13 protein-coding genes and 1 tRNA gene are annotated in these 13,464 nt (G+C 62.3%); 8 read left to right on the forward strand and 6 right to left on the reverse strand.

Features of this window, described 5'->3' with window-relative positions; all coding sequences use genetic code 11:
- The first annotated feature begins 41 nt into the window (after positions 1–41).
- From AMS69_RS16450 to AMS69_RS16460, 3 genes are all read left to right on the forward strand, one after another.
- Positions 42–428, forward strand: a complete 387-nt coding sequence (locus AMS69_RS16450) for a CBS domain-containing protein (protein ID WP_053969156.1) — start codon at positions 42–44, stop codon at positions 426–428.
- A gap of 93 nt (positions 429–521) precedes the next feature.
- A complete protein-coding gene (locus tag AMS69_RS16455) occupies positions 522–1,847 on the forward strand; it encodes a cytochrome P450 (protein WP_053969157.1) in 1,326 nt (441 codons plus the stop codon).
- A gap of 67 nt (positions 1,848–1,914) precedes the next feature.
- Positions 1,915–2,307, forward strand: a complete 393-nt coding sequence (locus AMS69_RS16460) for a secondary thiamine-phosphate synthase enzyme YjbQ (protein WP_053969158.1) — start codon at positions 1,915–1,917, stop codon at positions 2,305–2,307.
- A 22-nt stretch (positions 2,308–2,329) separates the two neighbouring features.
- Here the strand turns inward: AMS69_RS16460 and AMS69_RS16465 are convergent, their stop codons facing one another.
- Positions 2,330–4,312, reverse strand: coding sequence for an AMP-dependent synthetase/ligase (locus tag AMS69_RS16465; RefSeq protein WP_053969159.1), 1,983 nt, complete (start codon positions 4,310–4,312; stop codon positions 2,330–2,332).
- 163 nt (positions 4,313–4,475) lie between these two features.
- Between AMS69_RS16465 and AMS69_RS16470 the strand changes: the two genes are divergently transcribed.
- Positions 4,476–4,685, forward strand: a complete 210-nt coding sequence (locus AMS69_RS16470) for a hypothetical protein (protein ID WP_053969160.1) — start codon at positions 4,476–4,478, stop codon at positions 4,683–4,685.
- A 99-nt stretch (positions 4,686–4,784) separates the two neighbouring features.
- Here the strand turns inward: AMS69_RS16470 and AMS69_RS16475 are convergent, their stop codons facing one another.
- From AMS69_RS16475 to AMS69_RS16490, 4 genes are all read right to left on the reverse strand, one after another.
- Positions 4,785–4,964, reverse strand: coding sequence for a DUF7576 family protein (locus AMS69_RS16475; protein WP_004592530.1), 180 nt, complete (start codon positions 4,962–4,964; stop codon positions 4,785–4,787).
- A gap of 138 nt (positions 4,965–5,102) precedes the next feature.
- Entirely contained in the window at positions 5,103–6,284 is a 1,182-nt protein-coding gene (glmU, locus tag AMS69_RS16480) for a bifunctional sugar-1-phosphate nucleotidylyltransferase/acetyltransferase (protein WP_053969161.1), read from the reverse strand.
- Between the two features lie 109 nt (positions 6,285–6,393).
- The gene (locus tag AMS69_RS16485; protein ID WP_053969162.1) at positions 6,394–7,632 is read right to left on the reverse strand and encodes a DUF4352 domain-containing protein; all 1,239 of its coding nucleotides are present in this window, start codon (positions 7,630–7,632) and stop codon (positions 6,394–6,396) included.
- Between the two features lie 192 nt (positions 7,633–7,824).
- Positions 7,825–7,899, reverse strand: a tRNA-Glu gene (locus AMS69_RS16490).
- Positions 7,900–8,037: 138 nt separating this feature from the next.
- Here AMS69_RS16490 and AMS69_RS16495 point away from each other — a divergent pair.
- A complete protein-coding gene (locus AMS69_RS16495) occupies positions 8,038–8,703 on the forward strand; it encodes a DUF502 domain-containing protein (protein WP_053969163.1) in 666 nt (221 codons plus the stop codon).
- A 30-nt stretch (positions 8,704–8,733) separates the two neighbouring features.
- On the opposite strand, the gene AMS69_RS16500 is transcribed toward AMS69_RS16495, so the two are convergent.
- Positions 8,734–10,698, reverse strand: a complete 1,965-nt coding sequence (locus tag AMS69_RS16500; protein WP_053969303.1) for a 3-hydroxyacyl-CoA dehydrogenase/enoyl-CoA hydratase family protein — start codon at positions 10,696–10,698, stop codon at positions 8,734–8,736.
- 113 nt (positions 10,699–10,811) lie between these two features.
- Here AMS69_RS16500 and AMS69_RS16505 point away from each other — a divergent pair, with 113 nt between their 5' ends.
- From AMS69_RS16505 to AMS69_RS16515, 3 genes are all read left to right on the forward strand, one after another.
- On the forward strand, positions 10,812–11,969 hold the full coding sequence (locus AMS69_RS16505; RefSeq protein WP_053969164.1) for an acyl-CoA dehydrogenase family protein: 1,158 nt from the start codon (positions 10,812–10,814) through the stop codon (positions 11,967–11,969).
- Positions 11,970–12,206: 237 nt separating this feature from the next.
- Complete coding sequence (gene cysE, locus AMS69_RS16510) at positions 12,207–12,806, forward strand: serine O-acetyltransferase (RefSeq protein WP_077067826.1); 600 nt, start codon at positions 12,207–12,209, stop codon at positions 12,804–12,806.
- 45 nt (positions 12,807–12,851) lie between these two features.
- Complete coding sequence (locus AMS69_RS16515) at positions 12,852–13,463, forward strand: DNA-3-methyladenine glycosylase family protein (protein ID WP_053969166.1); 612 nt, start codon at positions 12,852–12,854, stop codon at positions 13,461–13,463.
- The last annotated feature ends 1 nt before the right edge of the window (position 13,464 follow it).

A 13,464-nucleotide genomic window follows, 5' to 3' on the forward strand; every position in this document is an offset into this window, starting at 1 on the left:
TCGCCCCCAAATCGTATGTGAAACCGTCCCTAGGTCCGGGTATGAGCGACGCGACTGTCGCCGAGTTCATGACATCGCCGGTGCTGACAGTGACCGGTGACGAGATAGCGCTCGACGTCGCGGCGGCGATGGACGACCAGGCAATCAACTCCGTCGTCGTCGTCGACGAGGCCTGTCAGGCCGAGGGTATCCTCACGTCAACGGACTACGTCCGGCTGACCGCCGATGGCGTCGACCCCACGGAGACGACTGTCGCGGACCACATGACGAGAGACATCGTCACCGCATCGCCCGACACGACGTTGTCTGCCGTCGCGGCCCGGATGCGAGCGAACGACATCAGCCACGTTCCGGTCGTCGACGACGAGGACAGAGTGACGGGAATCCTCTCGGCCACGGACCTCACCAGCTACCTCGCGAACGGCTGAACGGCACGCGTACGGAGTGAGCGCGTGACCACTTCGGAAGGTGCGTGTTATCTTGTACCAAAGATTTTTGCGTATCTGGGCTAACCCGCGGCCATGGAGCGAGAGGCGCATACGCCACCGGGACTGCCAGTCGTGGGCAATCTGCCGCGGTTAGCGAGGGACCCGCTGCGGTTTCTCACCGGGGTGCAAAACGCCTACGGGAACCAGTACCCCCTGGTCCGGGTCGACCCACCGGTCGGGCAGTCGGTGACGGTCGTACTCGACCCCGAACTCGCCCACGAGATTCTGGCCGACCGTGCCCGCTTCCGCCGTCCGAGCGTCGGCGTCCAAGAGCAACGGCGACAAGGACTCGTATCGAGTGACGGCGCGCTCTGGGAGCAACAGCGGTCCGTACTGGACCCGGAGTTCGTCGGCGGTCGGCTGGCGGAGTACGCGGAGATCGCGGGCGAGACCCTGGAGGAGACGCTGACCGAGTGGCCCGAATCGGGGACCGTGGACCTGTTCGAGGAACTGTCGATACTGACGATGCGGGTCATCACGCGGTCGCTGTTCAGCCGGGACACCGACCGCGAGCGCGGGGAGCGCGTCCATGAGGCACTGGCCACGCTCAACGACGAGTTCGACGCTTCCGTGTTCGACTTGCTCCTGCCCGAGCGGTTGCAGTCCGGTGTCTCCAGCGAGTTCGAAGCGGCCGACGCGGTGCTCGACTCGGTCGCGGCGGAGTTCGTGGACTGGCACCTCGACCACGAGGACCCCCCGCGGGACGTGATTACCGCGCTCGTCGACGCCAAGGCCGACCCGGACATCGAACTCTCCGAGAACGAACTCATCGACCAGACCGTGCTGTTCATGACCGGCGGCCAGGAGACGACGGCGCTGACGATAGCGTACGCGTTCTACTGGCTCTCACAGAACCCGAAAGTCAAAGAGCGCGTCAGAGCCGAAGCGAGGGACGTACTCGACGGGGGACGGCCGGGCTGGGCCGACCTGTCCGAGCTCACCGTTACCGAGCGGGTCGTCAGGGAGACGCTGCGGCTGACGCCGGCGGCCTGGAACGTCTCGCGCGAGCCCCGCGAACCGCTCACTCTCGCCGGCACGCAACTGGACGAAGGCGAGTTCGTCATGCTGCCGATATACGCCCACCACCGGGACCGTCGCGCGTGGTCCGACCCGCTGACGTTCGACCCGGACCGGTGGGGCACGACGGCCTCGCGCGGCGACGACGCGTACTACCCCTTCGGCAGCGGACCGCGGGTCTGCATCGGGCGACAGGTCGCCCTGACCGAGGCGCAGTTCGCCCTGGCCCACGTTCTCCAGCACTACGACGTGGCGGTGACGGCGGACGAACTCGACTTACAGCCCAGCGTGACCCTGCGGCCCTCGGGGCCGCTCGAAGCCGAGGTCTCGGCACTCGACTAACGGGCTGGGGCGACCGCTGGGTTGAAATGGTCCTGTCTGCACAGTTACGCAGAGAGTGTAATTCGACATGAGCACGACTCGGTTCACCGTCGAAAGCGACGCCCACACCGATGTGATTGATATCACCGAGCGCGTCCGGGAGGCAATCCCCGCAGACGCCGAGGGTACCTGTACCGTATTCGTCCGCCACACCACGGCGGGCATCACAGTCAACGAGGCCGAGCCGCGGTTGCTGGGCGACCTCAGCGACGCACTCGGTGACCTCGTCCCGGACAGCGGGTGGGCCCACGACGAACTGGACGGCAACGCGGATGCGCACGTCCGGGCACTGTTTGTCGGGCCGAGCGAGACGATTCCCGTCCGCGACGGGAGCCTCGATATGGGGACGTGGCAGTCAGTGCTGCTCGTCGACTGTGACGGACCGCGCGAACGAGCCGTCGACGTGGTCGTTACCGACTGAATCGGAGTTCCGGTGACCCCGGTCAGGCCGCTTCGACCTGCTGGTCGCCGTATATCTCGGCGAGTTTCTCACGGTACGCGCTGCGGATGTTGCGGCGCTTCTTTTTCATCGACGGAGTGAGCAAGTCGTTCTCGGCGGTCCACTCCCGGGAAACGAGCGCGAACGACTTGATCCGCTCGACGCGTTCGAGTTCCTCGTTGACTGCGTCGACGGCGGTCTGGACCCACGCGTGGACACGTTCGTCGTCGACCAGTGTTTCGGGGTCGTCGGGGAGGTCGACGCCCTCGCTGTCGGCCCACCGACGGAGTTCCTCGAAGTTCGGAACGATGATCGCGCCAACGAACTTCTGATCGTCGCCGACAACCATGACCTGATCGACCCGGTCGCTCGTCGCGAACTGGTCTTCGATGGGCTGTGGCGCGACGTTCTTCCCGGTCGAGAGGACGAGCAGCTCCTTGAGCCGGTCGTGATAGATGAGGAAATCGTCGTCAGTGCGTTCGACGATGTCGCCGGTGCGAAACCACTGGATGCCGTCGATCTCCGTGAACGCCCGCGTCGTCGCATCGGGCGCGTTCCAGTACCCCTGCGTGACGTTCGGGCCGTCGACGAGCAGTTCGCCCACGTCGCCAGTGGCGTCGTCGAATTCGCTGGCGTCGACGACACTGGTATCGATGCGAACGTCGACAGCAGGTAGCGGGGCTCCCAGCGTTCCGGGTCGGATGTCTTCGGGCGGGTTCACAGTCAGGACCGGCGACGTCTCCGTAAGCCCGTACCCTTCGAGTATCGTCAGCCCCATCCCGAGGAACGTCTCACAGAGCGTTTTCGAGAGGCTGCCGCCGCCGCTGACCATGAACTCGATGTTTCCGCCGAGCCGTTCTTTGACGGTGCTGTAGACGAGGCGGTCCGCGAGCGAGTGTTTCGCCGTGAGCATCGGTCCCGGGTCGTCGGTCCGGGCGTAGTCCCGAGCCACGTCCATCGCCCAGTCGAAAATCCGCTTTTTCAGCGGGGACTCGCTGGCCTGCGTTCGCATATTGTCGAAAATACGCTCGTAGACTCTTGGGACACTCAACCCGGTCATCGGCTGGACCGTCTGGAGGTCGTCGGCCAGCGTATCCGGGCTTTCGGCGTAGCCCACAGCTGCGCCGGAAGCATACATGAAGAAATGGCCGGCAAGGCGTTCGAACACGTGCGCCAGCGGGAGGAACGCTATCGAACGTGTCTCGGCGGTAACGGTCGGCAGGTCCGACGGCTTGTCCGGTCGCGGCCCGATTCGCCTGCGCGTCTGGTTGACGTTCGCCCGGAAATTGCGGTGGGTGAGCCGGACCCCTTTCGGCTGCCCTGTCGTTCCGGAGGTGTAGATGAGGCTCGCGAGGTCATCGGGGTCGCGCTCGTCGAGCCAGGACTGGTACGCCGACTCGCTGAACGTCTCCTTGCCGCGCTTGTACACTGTGTTGAGTGTGTATACGTCCTCACGGTCCACGTCGGTGTCGTCCATGACGACGATGAACGAGAGCGAGAGGGTGTCCTCGACAGCCAGAACGCGGTCCAGCATCTCAGTGTTCTCCACGACGACGGCGCTCGCCTCCGGGTCCGACAGCAGATACTGGACCTGGTTCGGTGAGGAATCCGTGTACACAGTCGTCACTACCCCACCCGCAGAGAGAACGGCAAAGTCGCTCAGCGCCCACTCCATCCGCGTGTTCGCCAGGAGACCGACGCGAGTGTCCGGGCTGACACCGAGATCACGGAACCCTGCGGCCAGATGTTTGACCAAGTGATGCATCCGCTCGTAACTGAGTTCGGCGTAGTCGCCGTCGGGAGCCGCCGGTATCACGTCGTCAGTCAATGACCGATCATAGACGCCACCCTTGTACAACTGGGCCGTCGTGTCGGCGTTCCGCGCCGCGCTCGCGGCGAACATTTCGCCCAGTGTATCGTCGCCGATGACTTCGTCAGTGTACGCTTCCTCGGCCTGACGCCAGTCAGAGTGATTGCCTGCGGTCATGTCATACCGCAGTGTTCACTAGGCCATCCCAAATATGTGCAGGATGTTAACACTCAATTGGTTTGTCGGAGTTGATTCCGTCAACGGTTTTGAAAGAAGGGGCGACGACAGGGCGGCGAGGTGCCGCACTAGAATTTTATCGCGGCCACAGCATAGTCGACCTATGGTCATCTCGACGGAACCAGCCTGGGATGATGCCGTAGATCAGTTCGTCAAGGACTACGAGAACGCCATCGTGTACGCCGATATCGAGCAGGAGACTGTCTTGCACGAGGGTGCGGTTCGGGTCCTCGCAAACGGCTGGGTCGAACTCCCCACGGGGCGGCTTCTCTCACCGGACGCTGTCCACCACATCGATACGCAGATGGGATGAAACGAACAGACGGCTTTAAAACAGGAGATGCATCCGAACGGCCCAAGTCGCGAGCGTCATACGGCAAGCGGTCGCCGGCAAAAGGTTAGAGCGAACGCGTTACTGCCACTCTAGCCGGCAGTCCTCGTTGCAGAAGTGGGCTGTTTCGACGCTGCCGTCCTCTATCCATGTGATGACGCGGTGAGTCACTTCGTTAGCGATAGCATCACCGCAGGTAGCACACTCCGGTGCCTCGTCCTCGTCGATATCTTCGTGGTGATCTGATGTCGGGTCGACCATCTTAGTTGAGAGTGTCTTTCACGCCACTTAATCCCACATACTTACACTGAACGTCACGAACATACACGAATGTCGAACCGGTAACAGAAGGCCAGTAGCAAGGACGTGAGACAGACGGGAACCCACTATATGGTCCCGTTATCGGTCCCGGGTAACGGACTCTCCGGGGGTCGTCGTCGCGCCCGATGAAAGGACGACGCCGGCGTTCAGACTGGTGTTGATGGCCGTCTTCGCACCATCGCCCGCGACGACGCCGAACTTCCGCCGGCCCGTCGAGACGCGGTCACCTTTCACCGTCATCCGGACCGGGTCGCCGTCGTGGCGGAGGTTCGCCACCTGCGTTCCTGCGCCGAAGTTGACCTCGCGACCGATGACGCTGTCACCCACATAGGAGACGTGGGGGACATTCGAGCCAGCCATCAAAACCGTGTTCTTGAGCTCGACGCCGTGGCCGACGTGGGTATCTTCCCCCAGAAGGGTCGCCCCGCGGACGTAGGCGTTCGGTCCGACGTGTGCGCCCGAGCGGACCAGCGCCGGCCCCTCGATGACGACACCGGGTTCGATGACCGCGCCCTCCTCGACAACGACTTCGCCACGCAGATCCGCATCACCCCGAACTTCCCCGTCGAGTCGCCGGTCAAGTTGTCCCAGTTTCCACTCGTTGGCTTCCAGCAGTTCCCAGGGACGGCCCACGTCGAGCCAGCGGTTGACTTCGACGGCTGTGACCGTCGACTCCTCGATGACTCTCGCGAGGACATCCGTGATTTCGCGCTCCCCGCGGTCGCTGAGCGGCACGTCAAGCCAGTCCCGTGCCTCGGCCGGGAAGACGTACGCCCCGGCGTTCGCCAGGTCCGTCGGTGGGTCGTCGGGCTTCTCGACAATGCCGGTGACAGTGTCCCCATCGGTCGACAGGACGCCGTAACTCGTCGGGTCGTCCACCTGATAGGCGGCGACCGACGGTGCGGCGTCGAAAAGACCACTGAGGCTCGCTGCGTCATAGAGGTTGTCACCGTTGAGAACTGCGAATGGGCCATCGAGGTGTTCCCTCGCAGCGGCCACCGCGTCGGCGGTCCCCAGTTGCTCCTCCTGAACGGCAAAGCTGACCGGGACGCCGTTGTACTTGTCGCCGAAGTACGAGCGGACCGCCTCGGCCTCGTAGCCGACGACAAAAATGAGTTCGTCGGCCCCCGCCTGAATTGCCGTGTCAGCGGTGTGTGCCACCAGCGGTCGGTCAGCGACCGGGAGCATCGGCTTCGGTGTGTGGTCTGTCAACGGCCGCATACGCGTCCCCTGCCCCGCCGCGAGTACAACTGCTTGCATGGTCGGTCCGTTGCCCGGCCCGGAAAAATACCTACCGCTGTTGACTCGTTCGGGAGGCGATAGATACAGGAATCACGGTGAGACGGTCGTGGGGCCGCCGTAACGACGCCTATTCTACGGCCTTGAACGTCCACTCTGCCCCGAAGGGGGTCGTCCGGTAGTCCCACCGCCTGTCCGAATCCGGTTCCGTCACCAGTTCGATGGTTCTGGTTTCGCCAGCGGGAATCCGCTGCGTGTAGGGTCCATCGGAGTCAATGTACCACGTATCTGCGGAGTATCCGGCGAGTATGCCCGGATCATCGGGCGTCTTGAACTCAAGAATGGACTTGAACACCCCCGCGCTGTCACCCACGTTTTCGACCTCCATCTCAACTATCGCTTCATCGCCTGTAACGTCTTCCGGCGGAACGTCGATGTTCGCCATTTCGAACTCGGGGAAGCCACCGGGGGATTGAAGCGGGATCTCGATATCAGCGACCGCACTCCCTTCTGCGAGGTTTATTCCGAAAGTGAGGTCGTCGACCTTGGCCTTCGGAACGGCGTAAATCAGATGGCCGCTGTAGGTCTGCCCTGGATTGATGTTCTTCCCGACTGCGTTCGTTCCATCACGACTTGCGGCTGATTGGCTCACGAAGCTCGATTCGGGAATGACAAAGTCATCCTTGGACACCGTCTGGGCCTCGCCAGTGCCATTTTCGAACGTAACGCTCAGAATAAGCAGAATATTATCTGAGACAGTTTCGCGAATGGCATGTGCGGTGGTATCGCCCAAGGTCCGCTCGCCAGAGGGCAGCTCGTAGGTTATCATCTGCTCGTAAGTCATATCGGACACTGTGGCCTGAACCCCACTGGCAAGCTCCATGGATTCCCCAGTGCTTCCCTGCTTCGGGAGAACCGACACAGTTGAAGTGACCGTATCGTCGACGGCGTAGAAATCTGACGACGCTTCGAACGCCCACGCGCCGGCGTACTCGGCGTCGACACGATAGCTATGCGAGACTTCTTCGCCGGATGCCAGTCCATCAGCGTTGACTGTGACTGTCTGTGGCTCAGTGTCAGCTGACTCCGAATGGACGAACTCTATGGTTGCCTCCCCGGAGATCGGCTCGCCTCCGACGTTGACCGCAGTTACGTCGCCCTCAATGGTATCACCGAACGCGACTTCCTTTGGCCCACTCACGGAGAGCAGTTTCAGCCGCGCCGGTGCCTCCTGATCTACTTCATAGGTAGGTTCCGGCGTTGGCGTCGACTCACTACTTCCGTCTCCACCGTCGCTACCACTACATCCCGCAAGGCTGAGTGCAGCAATGCTGCTTCCGAGTGTACGTACGTATGTTCGTCGATCCATGTACTACTGGCTTTATATACTCATATAAATATGTTTTCTCTCACCCATATAGTTATCAAACATCAATAAATAAAGAGCCTACATTACAAGTTCTTAGCAATGAAAGCAGAGCTACGTGTGTACTAGTCAAAGAACTCACACTTCGGGCAGCGTGGAGAGCAGTCGCTGACCGGTTTGTTTACGACAGTAATGTGCTCGGTCAGGGATTTGAACCCTGGTCCTCGGCTCGAAAGGCCAAGATGATTGGCCGGACTACACCAACCGAGCGTACTCACTCGTTCCGGGTGGACCAATTTAACCCCATCGAAATAGACGCTACCTGAGGATGCGTACCATTCACAGAGACATCCAGACAGGGTGACAGCTGTCGTCACACTTTATCGGTCAGACCGACTGACCCACGGTATGTCGGTCACTTCGTTCATCAAGAGCAACTTCTTGGCAGGGCTCGTTCTCGTTGGTCCGCTTGTGGCAACCATCGCCATCGTCCGCATCGTCTTGAGTTGGGTCGGGGGGTTCCTCGACCCGCTCATCCGCGGGACACGGCTGGCGGCGCTGACTGCGAACAACGTCTTGCTTGCCCAGTTGCTGACGCTCTCGGTTCTCGTCGCGCTCGTTACCGTTCTGGGCTATCTCGCCCAGCGAAGTATCGGCCAGCAGCTCTTCGGGAAGACGGGCCAACTGGTCACGTTCGTACCCGTCGTCCGGACCATCTACGGCAGTATTCGGCAGATGACCACCTCCGTGGTCAATCGGCAGTCGGACTTCGAGTCCGTCGTGTACGTGGAATACCCTCGGGAGGGCGTCTACCAGCTTGGGCTGAAAACAGGGACGAGCCCCGCAGATATCTCCGAGGCAGCCGGTGAACGCGCATCGAGCGTGTTCATTCCCGGAAGCCCGAACCCGACCCAAGGGATGCTCGTGATGGTTCCCGAGAGCCAGACCTACGAGTCCGACCTCAGCGTTCGGGCAGCCATCCGCCTGCTGATGACGACCGGCATGGCACAGTCCAACGACGCCGTTCCACTCGACGAGCCCGAGGTCAGCAGCGGAGTGACCGACGCCGGGTAAGGTGGCGACGACGCTGCTGGGACCAGCAGCTTACTTGCCTTCGAAGTCCGGTTCTCCGTCCCCCATGAACGCGTTGATGCCCTCCATCACGTCGTCGGTACCGATGAGGTGGCCGAAGGCCTGCGATTCGACTTCGAGGCCGGCGTCGATGTCGTCGCGGCCGGCGAGCATCGCACGCTTCGTGAGTTTCTGTGCGACCGGCGGGCCGGCGGCCATGTCTTTGGCCAGCTCCAGCGCCCGGTCGTGCAGGGCATCGTTGTCGACGACCTCGTTGATGAAGCCGTACTCGGCCATCTCGTCGGCGTCGTAGCGGTCGCCGGTGAAGATGATCTCCTTTGCGCGGCCTTCCCCGACGATGCGGGCGAGGCGTTGCGTGCCACCCCAGCCCGGCAGCAGGCCGAGGTTGTGTTCGGGCTGGCCCAGTTCGGAGCGTTCCGAGGCCACGCGGAGGTCGGCACAGGTCGCCAGTTCCATCCCGCCACCCAGCGCGTAGCCGTCGATACCGGCGACGACCGGCATCGAGCACTCTTCGAGTTTCCCGAAGGTTTGCTGGCCCTTGCGGGAGAGTTCAATAGCGTCCAGCGGCGTCGCGTTCGAGGCCATCGCCTGGACATCGGCTCCGGCGGAGAATGCCTTGTCGCCGGCTCCGGTCAGCAGGATGGCACGCACCTCGTCGTCGTCTTCGAGCAGGTCGACGGCGTCGGCGAGGTCGTCCATCAGTTCCGGGCTGACGGTGTTCATCCGGTGCGGGCGGTCGAGTTCGATGTGCCCGACCATGTCACCGGGATATTCGACCGTGACGTTGTCGAACTCGGCGTCATCCTCGTCTTCGCTGCCGTAGAAGCCACCGTCCTCTGCGGCCTCTCGAAGGCCGTCAGAGACGGCGTACCGCTCCGCACCGGTCTCCTCGTGGGTTTCTTCGAGTGTGTCGACGAGCGTCTCAAGGCCAGTCTTGTCGGCGATCTTCGCGGGACCGTCCGGGAAGCCGCCGCCGAGCTGAACGGCCTGATCGATGTCCGCGACGGGGGCCACGTCGTTCTCGACGAGCTTCCCGACCTCGTTTGCCATCACGGCGACGAGGCGGTGCTCGACGTCTTCGCGGCCGGCGTCGGTCGGAATGTCGACACCGCCGTTCTCGTAGTCGTAGAAGCCTTGCCCGGTCTTCTTCCCGAGTTCCTCGTTCTCGACTTTCTGTTCGAGTAGCGGACACGGGGCGTAGGGCTCGCCCAGCACTTCGTGCATGTATTCGAGGACGTGGAGGCCAACGTCGTTACCCACCTGATCGGAGAGTTCGAACGACCCCATCGGCAGGCCCATGTCGAACTTCGTCGTCGAGTCGACCTCGGCGATGGTCGCCTCATCGCTGTGGACGAGCCACGCGGCCTCGTTCATCAGTGGGACGAGGATGCGGTTGACGATGAACCCCGGCGAGTCCTTACGGACGCGGACCGGTGTTTTACCGAAGTCCTCCGCAAGCGCCTCGATGGCGTCCAGCGTGTCGTCGCCGGAGTGTGCGCCGGAGATTACTTCGACCAGTTGCATCCGCACCGGCGGATTGAAGAAGTGCATCCCGCAGAACTGCTCGGGCCGTTCGGTCACTTCCGACAGTTCCGTGATGGAGAGGCTGGACGTGTTCGTGGCGAAAATGGCGTCTTCGGGGGCGTGTTCTTCGACCTCTGTGTACACGTCCTTCTTGATCTCCATCTTCTCCGGCACAGCCTCGATGACCACGTCGACGTCGCTGACTGCTTCATCGACATCGACAAGCGGCGTCACGCGGTCCAGTGCTGCATCGGCCTCTTCCTGCGTGATCTGGTCTCGCTCGGCCAGCTTGTTCAGCGACCATTCGATGTTGTCGTAGCCGTCCTCGACAAACTCGTCTTTGATGTCTCGCATCCGCACGTCGTAGCCTGCGAGTGCGGCCACTTCGGTGATTCCATGGCCCATATTCCCGGCACCGAGCACGGCGATAGTGTCAATATCCTCGAAATCCATGACATATCGTTCCACTGCCGGCCGAGGCTTCAACGTTTCTCTCATTAGAAAACCACTTTCGAGTTTATTTCGGATTACAAACCATTAATGCATTTCACGTCAACACACCACATATGGACTTCCAGCTAACGAAAGAGCAGCGACAAATAAAAGACGAGATCGCCCGGTTCGCGGAAAACGAGATCAAACCTGTCGCGACCGAGTACGACACCGAAGAGAAGTTCCCCCGAGAGATCGTCGAGAAGGCCGCCGAGATGGGGCTGACAGGCGCAAACATCCCGATGGAGTACGGGGGCGCAGGCTACAATACGCTGACGAACGCCATCATCGCCGAGGAACTGTTCGCGGCCGATCCCGGTATCGGTCTGAGCATCCAGTCGGCCGCGTTCGGTGCCGACGCTCTCATCGGATTCGGCTCGGAGGCCCAGAAAGAGGAGTATCTGGAGCCGGTCGCGACGGGCGATGCCATCATGGGCGCGGCCATCTCCGAACCAGACACCGGCTCGGACGTGTCGTCGGTGTCGACGCAGGCGCGAAAGGAGGGCGACGAGTGGGTCATCAACGGCAACAAGATGTGGATTACCAACGGCTCAGTCGGCGACTACTTCGTCGTGCTCTGTGAGACGGACCCGGACGCAGAGGGGCGGTACAACGGCTTCTCACAGATTCTCGTCGAGTCCGACCGCGACGGATTCGAAGCAGAGAAGATTACGGGGAAGCTCGGCATTCGCGCGTCGGACACAGCAGAACTCATCCTCAACGACGTTCGCGTCCCCGAGGACAACCTCGTGGGAACGCGCGGGGCCGGCTTCCTCCAGATAATGCAGTTCTTCGACGAGACACGGACCGGCGTGGCCGCGCAGGGCGTCGGTATCGCTCGCGGGGCCGCCGAGCGCGCTCTGGAGTACGCACAGGACCGCGAGCAGTTCGGCCAGTCCATCTCTGAGTTCCAGGCCATCCAGCACAAGCTCGCCGAGATGTTCACCGAAATCGAGGCCGCACGGCAACTCACACACAAGTCCGCCTGGAGCGTCGACAACGACGCCGACCAGCTCACCCAGTTGGCCTCGATGGCCAAAGAGAAGGCCTCCCGCGTCGCCGTCGAGACAGCCGACGAGGCCGTCCAGATTCACGGCGGCGCTGGCTACGTCAACGACTTCGATGTCGAGCGGTTCTACCGCGACGCCAAGATCACCCAGATCTACGAGGGGACGACCGAAATCCAGAAGAACATCATCGCCCGGGAACTGCTCGGAAAGGGCATGACCTGAACAGGCACCGGGTATCCGCGTGCGCTGCCAGTCGCCCCAGTGTGCGCTTACTGGGTGGTGAAACGGGTGGTCGAACCACTGCTTTTTAAGCTACCGAGCATCGTAGTTGTGGTATCCATGGGCGACCGAGTTCCGGAACGTACGACTCGCCCGCTTCGGACCGTAATCAGTTGCCGCTCTCTCCGTCGCTGCTGTTGTCCTCAGTAACTTCCGTCCGGTGATTCGGACCGCGACCGGCTGGTCTCGTGCGCAGACGATACGCTCCACCACAACACACCAATGCTTGACCGACTGAAAGCGGACATCCGTACAGCACTCGCAAAGGACCCCGCGGCGACCAGCGTCGTGGAGGTCGCACTCACGTATCCCGGCCTGCACGCGATCTGGGCCTACCGGGTCGCCCACTGGCTCTGGATGAACGACCGGACGCTGCTCGCCAGACTCATCTCCCACGTCACGCGGTTCCTGACCGGCGTCGAGATCCACCCCGCTGCGGAGATCGGCGACCGCGTGTTCATCGACCACGGAATGGGTATCGTCATCGGTGAGACGGCCGAGATCGGCGACGACGTGCTTCTGTACCACGGCGTCACCCTCGGCGGCACGTCAATGCGTCGTGAGAAGCGCCACCCGACAATCGAAGACGGCGCAACCGTCGGTGCTGACGCCTCGATAATGGGACCGATCACCGTCGGAGAGAACGCGTCCGTCGGCGCTGGCGCTGTCGTCGTCGACGACGTAGCGCCGGAGACGACAGTCGTCGGCAACCCGGCGGAACCAGTCGGTGCGGGCGGTGTCACTTCACCGAATCCAGACCCTATCATCGCCGACGGGTAACAGCGACAGACACGTTCTTTTCGGTCGAGCTAGTACCACAGAATCATGAGTGACTCGCCACACGAGGCGTTACGTGCAGACCCCGACATCGGCCCGCTGGTCGCGGCACACGGCGAACTCACGCTCGACCCCGCATCGGACCTCTTCGAGCGGCTCGTCGTTTCGATTCTCCGCCAGCAGGTGTCGATGGCGTCGGCCGCCGCGACGCGAGAACGACTGTTCGACGCCGTCACTGTGACGCCAGCGGGCATCAGAGAGGCAGACGACGAGATTCTCCGGGATGCCGGTCTCTCGCGGCAAAAGACCCGGTACGTAAACGAGGTCGCCGACACGTTTCTGGACCGTGACTACTCCCTGGAGACGTTCGAGGATGCCACCGACGAGGAAATCCGCGAAGCGCTGACGGCGATTACGGGCGTCGGCGACTGGACCGCAAACATGCAACTGCTGTTCGCGTTTGGCCGCGAAGACGTGTTCCCGGTCGGCGACCTCGGCATCCGCAAGGGATTCGAAGCCGTCGTCGGAGAGGGGTACAGCCGCGCAGAGATGCGCGAGTACGCCGAGCGGTGGTCGCCGTATCGGAGCTACGCGAGCCTGTATCTGTGGCGGGCCAGCGAGGACATCGCCGAGAGCGTCGCGGAAGTGCGCGAGGACTGAG

Origin of the sequence: Haloarcula rubripromontorii (genome assembly GCF_001280425.1) — an archaeon.
Taxonomy (GTDB): domain Archaea; phylum Halobacteriota; class Halobacteria; order Halobacteriales; family Haloarculaceae; genus Haloarcula; species Haloarcula rubripromontorii.

What these genes read in the sequence shown, in the direction of transcription:
- AMS69_RS16500 (WP_053969303.1), bottom strand. Translation starts at nt 10,698, where the DNA reads ATGGATTTCGAGGATATTGACACTATCGCCGTGCTCGGTGCCGGGAAT.
- AMS69_RS16460 (WP_053969158.1), top strand. Translation starts at nt 1,915, where the DNA reads ATGAGCACGACTCGGTTCACCGTCGAAAGCGACGCCCACACCGATGTG.
- AMS69_RS16470 (WP_053969160.1), top strand. Translation starts at nt 4,476, where the DNA reads ATGGTCATCTCGACGGAACCAGCCTGGGATGATGCCGTAGATCAGTTC.
- AMS69_RS16485 (WP_053969162.1), bottom strand. Translation starts at nt 7,632, where the DNA reads ATGGATCGACGAACATACGTACGTACACTCGGAAGCAGCATTGCTGCA.
- AMS69_RS16465 (WP_053969159.1), bottom strand. Translation starts at nt 4,312, where the DNA reads ATGACCGCAGGCAATCACTCTGACTGGCGTCAGGCCGAGGAAGCGTAC.
- AMS69_RS16455 (WP_053969157.1), top strand. Translation starts at nt 522, where the DNA reads ATGGAGCGAGAGGCGCATACGCCACCGGGACTGCCAGTCGTGGGCAAT.
- AMS69_RS16505 (WP_053969164.1), top strand. Translation starts at nt 10,812, where the DNA reads ATGGACTTCCAGCTAACGAAAGAGCAGCGACAAATAAAAGACGAGATC.
- glmU (WP_053969161.1), bottom strand. Translation starts at nt 6,284, where the DNA reads ATGCAAGCAGTTGTACTCGCGGCGGGGCAGGGGACGCGTATGCGGCCG.
- AMS69_RS16475 (WP_004592530.1), bottom strand. Translation starts at nt 4,964, where the DNA reads ATGGTCGACCCGACATCAGATCACCACGAAGATATCGACGAGGACGAG.
- AMS69_RS16515 (WP_053969166.1), top strand. Translation starts at nt 12,852, where the DNA reads ATGAGTGACTCGCCACACGAGGCGTTACGTGCAGACCCCGACATCGGC.
- AMS69_RS16495 (WP_053969163.1), top strand. Translation starts at nt 8,038, where the DNA reads ATGTCGGTCACTTCGTTCATCAAGAGCAACTTCTTGGCAGGGCTCGTT.
- AMS69_RS16450 (WP_053969156.1), top strand. Translation starts at nt 42, where the DNA reads ATGAGCGACGCGACTGTCGCCGAGTTCATGACATCGCCGGTGCTGACA.